At 65.8% G+C, this 4,224-nt stretch carries 3 protein-coding genes; 2 read left to right on the forward strand and 1 reads right to left on the reverse strand.

Features of this window, described 5'->3' with window-relative positions; translation table 11 throughout:
• Nucleotides 1-102: 102 nt before the first annotated feature.
• Together ACFY93_RS34480 and ACFY93_RS34485 are read left to right on the forward strand one after the other, a co-directional pair.
• On the forward strand, nucleotides 103-834 hold the full coding sequence (locus ACFY93_RS34480; protein ID WP_391365873.1) for a hypothetical protein: 732 nt from the start codon (nucleotides 103-105) through the stop codon (nucleotides 832-834).
• 426 nt (nucleotides 835-1,260) lie between these two features.
• Nucleotides 1,261-1,953 (forward strand): hypothetical protein, encoded by a 693-nt coding sequence (locus tag ACFY93_RS34485; RefSeq protein ID WP_391365874.1) that lies wholly within the window; start codon nucleotides 1,261-1,263, stop codon nucleotides 1,951-1,953.
• Between the two features lie 631 nt (nucleotides 1,954-2,584).
• On the opposite strand, the gene ACFY93_RS34490 is transcribed toward ACFY93_RS34485, so the two are convergent.
• Entirely contained in the window at nucleotides 2,585-3,796 is a 1,212-nt protein-coding gene (locus ACFY93_RS34490; protein ID WP_391365875.1) for a helix-turn-helix domain-containing protein, read from the reverse strand.
• Nucleotides 3,797-4,224: the final 428 nt, after the last annotated feature.

Consider the following 4,224-nt stretch of genomic DNA (forward strand, 5'->3'; position numbering starts at 1 on the left):
GACACTCGGGCACTCGCCCTGCCCGCTCCCAGCCCAGAACACGAAAACGGTCCACCGACTCCGTCGGCGGACCGTCACGCAAGATCGAGGCTAGCACCAAAGGTGGCCGAGGATCGTTGGCAGGCCCTACAGGCCGTTGTCAGCGAAATGGAGCGGCTAACCGAGCTGTTCTATGAGCGCACCGAGGCGGCCGAGGACGCGCGCCTAGAGGCCGTCAAGGCTCATGCTCGCGCGGCGGATTCCGGTAAGGCCGTGCCCGCTGGAATGGGCGCAAAGGTCCAGGACGCCAAGCTAGCCGTAGACGGCACGCTTTCCGCATTCCGTGCCAACCTGCCCCGGCTCGCTGCGGCCCGGCGAAGCTATGACGCGCTGTTCGATGACCGGAAGTTCATCACGGAATACCGCGCGGCTGTATCGGTCGAATTCCTCAAGCGGCGTGCTGCGGCGGTGAAGGCATTCAAGGCACTTGACGCCGAGATTCCCGCGCTGGCCGAGCTGTATACGCTGCTTGGCGATTTCACGCTAAACGGTCTGCTAGGTGATGTGGTCGCGGATATCGAGTTCAACGGCGAGCCAGCGAACGGGAACCTATTCACTGAGAACACCGACAGTTGGGCCGCGCCAAAGCTGAGTGAGGCACTGAGCGCCGTTCGCCGGTATGTCCTCAGCGATGACCCAATCAAGGGCGGCACGCTGCTAACCGAGGATCTAGGCACCATTGCTGACGCCCTCCCGGCGCTGGCCGATCAGCGGTACGAGGAATGGCAGGACAAGCTAGCTGCCTCGCGCATGGAAATGCGACACGCAAGTGCGCTCGGAAGTTACAGCCACTAGGGCGTTTGATTTGCGGGGTCGGTCCTCGGACTACCGGCCCCGCTCGCTGTCCTGGTGCTGTGTTCTTCGCTGCGATTCACTCTGAATTCGCCTCGGATATCACGCTGGGTGACAGCGCGCTGTGTCACGCTGAGTGGTCAATGGGGTGGGGGGTGACCCCCTTTAGGCCCCTTTCCGGACCGCAAGCGTATAGCAGGCCCCTGTCTGTACGGGTTACCAGGTCGCCGAACGCCTCGGCCGTCACAGCGGGTAATGCCGCCCGCCCTGCCATTGGTCACGCAATGCACACACCACCCCTTGACGTTACGGGGTGGCCCATAAGCCCCGGCGAGTAGCTACCGCCGGTTGAGTACGCCGCTCCCTGGTTCTTTCCTCCTTTCACCCAGGTTGAGCGGCGTACTCGTTTTCCCAGAAAGGAAACCCACAATGAGACTTCCCCTGTACGCACGAATTGCAGCGACGGGCGGCCGACCGGTTGTCCTGCTCGCTGCGCTGGCAATGTCCGCACCGGGCGAATACCGACTAGCCACGCTGGCCGGTTGGTCCCCGACTGTGGCCGTGCTTATGCCGCTGGTGCTGTCCGCCTATGCGGCCGTCGCTTCGGTCATGGCCGCTACGTGTCCGGACAGCCGGTCGGCAAAGGCCGGTGCCGGAATGGCGCTCGCGCTCGCACTGACAGCGCAGGTAATCGCGCATCTGATCATGGCCGGTTACGTGAGCGTCGGGCCGGTCCTGGTGGCCGCTGTGTCCGCCGTTCCACCGCTTGTGGCCGGTCACTTGATGCACCTTGCGACAGTCGGTCGTAAGCGCGCTGAGAGGCTGCCTGAGACGCGTTCGGCTGTTGCCCCGCAGCGAGAGACGGCCGAGGACGAGAGCGGCCCGCAGACGGCCACGGAGACGGTTTGGCCGGACAGCGAGGACACCCGCTCGGTCACGGCCGGACGTACGCCGGTCACTCCGCCGAGTCCCGAGGTGATCCGGACGGCCATTGCCGCGCTGTCCACTCATGGCCGCAAGGTGACCGGCCCCATGCTGGCCGACCATTTCGGCGTGTCCGAGCGAACCGGCCGCCGTTACCTCGCAATGGCTGGTGACCGAATGGAGAACACGCGTGCTTGAAGGTTGGCAGTGTATTCGCCTCGGCTGCACGAACCCGCGTAGTAGGCGGGGAAGTAAGGGTCGGTTGCAGGCATGGTGCGGTTCCCGCTGTAGGAAGTGGCATCGGGCGTACGAGGCATTCAGCGTGGGTGGTGCCGCACTCGGGAGAGACGCGGAATCAGACGCAGCTCTGTTCTCTCGAATACTTGCTGTCGGTATTGATGATCCTCGGAGTGCGGAAGCGCTAGAGGAACTGTTCGACGCATACGGGCGGGCCTGATGAGCCCTACTCGTGTTGTCCTCGGCCCGGATGGTTGGGAACCCTCGGACGAACCGGCCCGCCCTGGTTTCGTCGCCTACCGATTCCGGCGCAGCCTCCCAATCGTTCGGCCCGCTGATAAGTCCGAGGAACCCCGACTACCGGGCCGCGTGCGTATCAGCGGTCACCCGCGCAACTGCGGCACCCGCTAACCACCCCTTGACGTTGAGGGGTGATGGACCCCCGATGGACCGTCCCCGCTGTGGGTCCGGACCGTCGGGGGTCCTTTGCGTTTCCGGGGTGCCTTCGATTGAAAGGTGAGGTTTTCGCCGGCTGCGGGCGTGCGGGTTACTGCTTCCCAGCATTCCCAGGGGTTTTCGCCGCCTGCGATTCCTAGGCCGCAGCGTCGAGAACGGCCCTCACCTCGGGTACGTCGGCGTACTCAGCGAGCCGGGCCAGCACCACCCGCACCCGTTCCGCTGTCCGCTCGCTGGCCACGTCCGCCGACAGCGAGAGCACGCGTTCGGCAACGGCCGCCGCTTCCTCGGGTTCGTTCGCGTCGGCGTACGCAACGGCCAACCACGAGAGATACAGGGCTAGTTCGCGCGTGTGCGTCGCGTCGTACTTCCCGAGGACTTCCCGCAGCAACGGGACAGCGCGGAGGGGGCGGCGCAATTCCGTATAGACGCGGGATTCCATTACTTGGAGTTCCCCGGCGTCCACCCAATACAGGTATGCCGGTTCCTCGGTTTCCTCGCTGTCGTCGGCAAGCGCTTCGCTCGCTTCCCCGAGGGCGCGCATTGCGTGCTGGGCATTCTCGGTTCCCCCCGCTTTCGTGGCCGCCCAAGCCACCCGATCGGAGTACAGCGCGCGAGCCTTTGCCGGTGAGTCCGGCCCGGCCCCGTCGAGAGCAGCGCGAGCAAGGTCTAGCCCTTCCAACTCCCGTCCGGTGTTGGACAGTTGGTAGGCGAGAGACCCGGCAAGGTTCCCGGCTAGCGTCCGGTCCTCGGCCTGCGTCGCTGCGCTGAGACCTAGCCGGTAGATGCGCTCTGCTTCGGCGTGCTGTCCGGCGTCGCTGGCAATCCACCCCGCGATCTGCGCCAACTCCCCAATCTGCACGAGGAGTTGCCTACCGGTCGTTTCGGTGTACGAGTGTTTACGGAACATTCGAACAGCCTTGCGAAGCTCCCGCAGAGCGGGCCGCATGAGATCCCCACCGGCCAGCACGTCATCAGCGAGCCGTAGGCCGTGCACCCGCTGTTGCAAGTCGGCCACCTGGACCATGCCGACCCGGCCGCCTGTACGGGCCGTCAGCGGCGCTAGGGGGTCCTCGGCGGGCAGGAAGTCGGCCAGCGTGGGGAGCGGCGGTTCTGCGGGCACCTGGGGCGCTGTGAGGGCATCCACGGGAACGGCCAGCGCAGCAGCGAGGAACGGCAGCCATTCGCGCGGCGTGCGCTTGCCTGTCTCCCACCGGCTGACTTCCTGTCGGCCGACCGGATCACCGACCACACCGGCCGCCCGGCAAACCTCCCGCGCTAGCCGTGCCTGCGACCACCCGCGCCGTTCCCGCTGTTCCCGGATGTTGGCCCCGATCGAACTCCCCATGCGTCCAGTCTGGCCGACAGTTGGCCTACACGTGGCCGCTAGTCGGAGATCCATTACGGCCGGACGCTGGACGCCGAATTGCCGACAGACGGAACGGCGGACCGATGGCCACTCAGGAGAGCACCGCGACAGTCACCACCCCCGCGCCGGTTTCGGGGTGCGCGCACTGCGACAAGGTGGCGCAGGACCGAGACCGAGCAAAGGCGAACGGCGACGGAAGTGCGGTGAGTGACTGCAATGTGCGGTTGCGCCGACACCTCGGGGACACGCACTCATGACGCACCCGCCCGCAAAGCCACAGCAGCGCCGTACGCGCGTTCTCCCGGACCCCGAGTTACTGAGGTTGAACTCGTGGTGTCGCAGGGGCTGACGGCTCGTCGCTCGTGCGGTATCACCGGGGCATGCGGTATCCACAAGGGGGCGGGCTG

The sequence above is a fragment of the Streptomyces sp. NPDC008313 genome (genome assembly GCF_042956125.1).
Classification (GTDB): Bacteria; Actinomycetota; Actinomycetes; order Streptomycetales; family Streptomycetaceae; genus Streptomyces.

Bases quoted from the DNA above. Each gene is read 5' to 3' on its own strand.
- ACFY93_RS34490 (WP_391365875.1), bottom strand. From the start codon at position 3,796: ATGGGGAGTTCGATCGGGGCCAACATCCGGGAACAGCGGGAACGGCGC.
- ACFY93_RS34485 (WP_391365874.1), top strand. From the start codon at position 1,261: ATGAGACTTCCCCTGTACGCACGAATTGCAGCGACGGGCGGCCGACCG.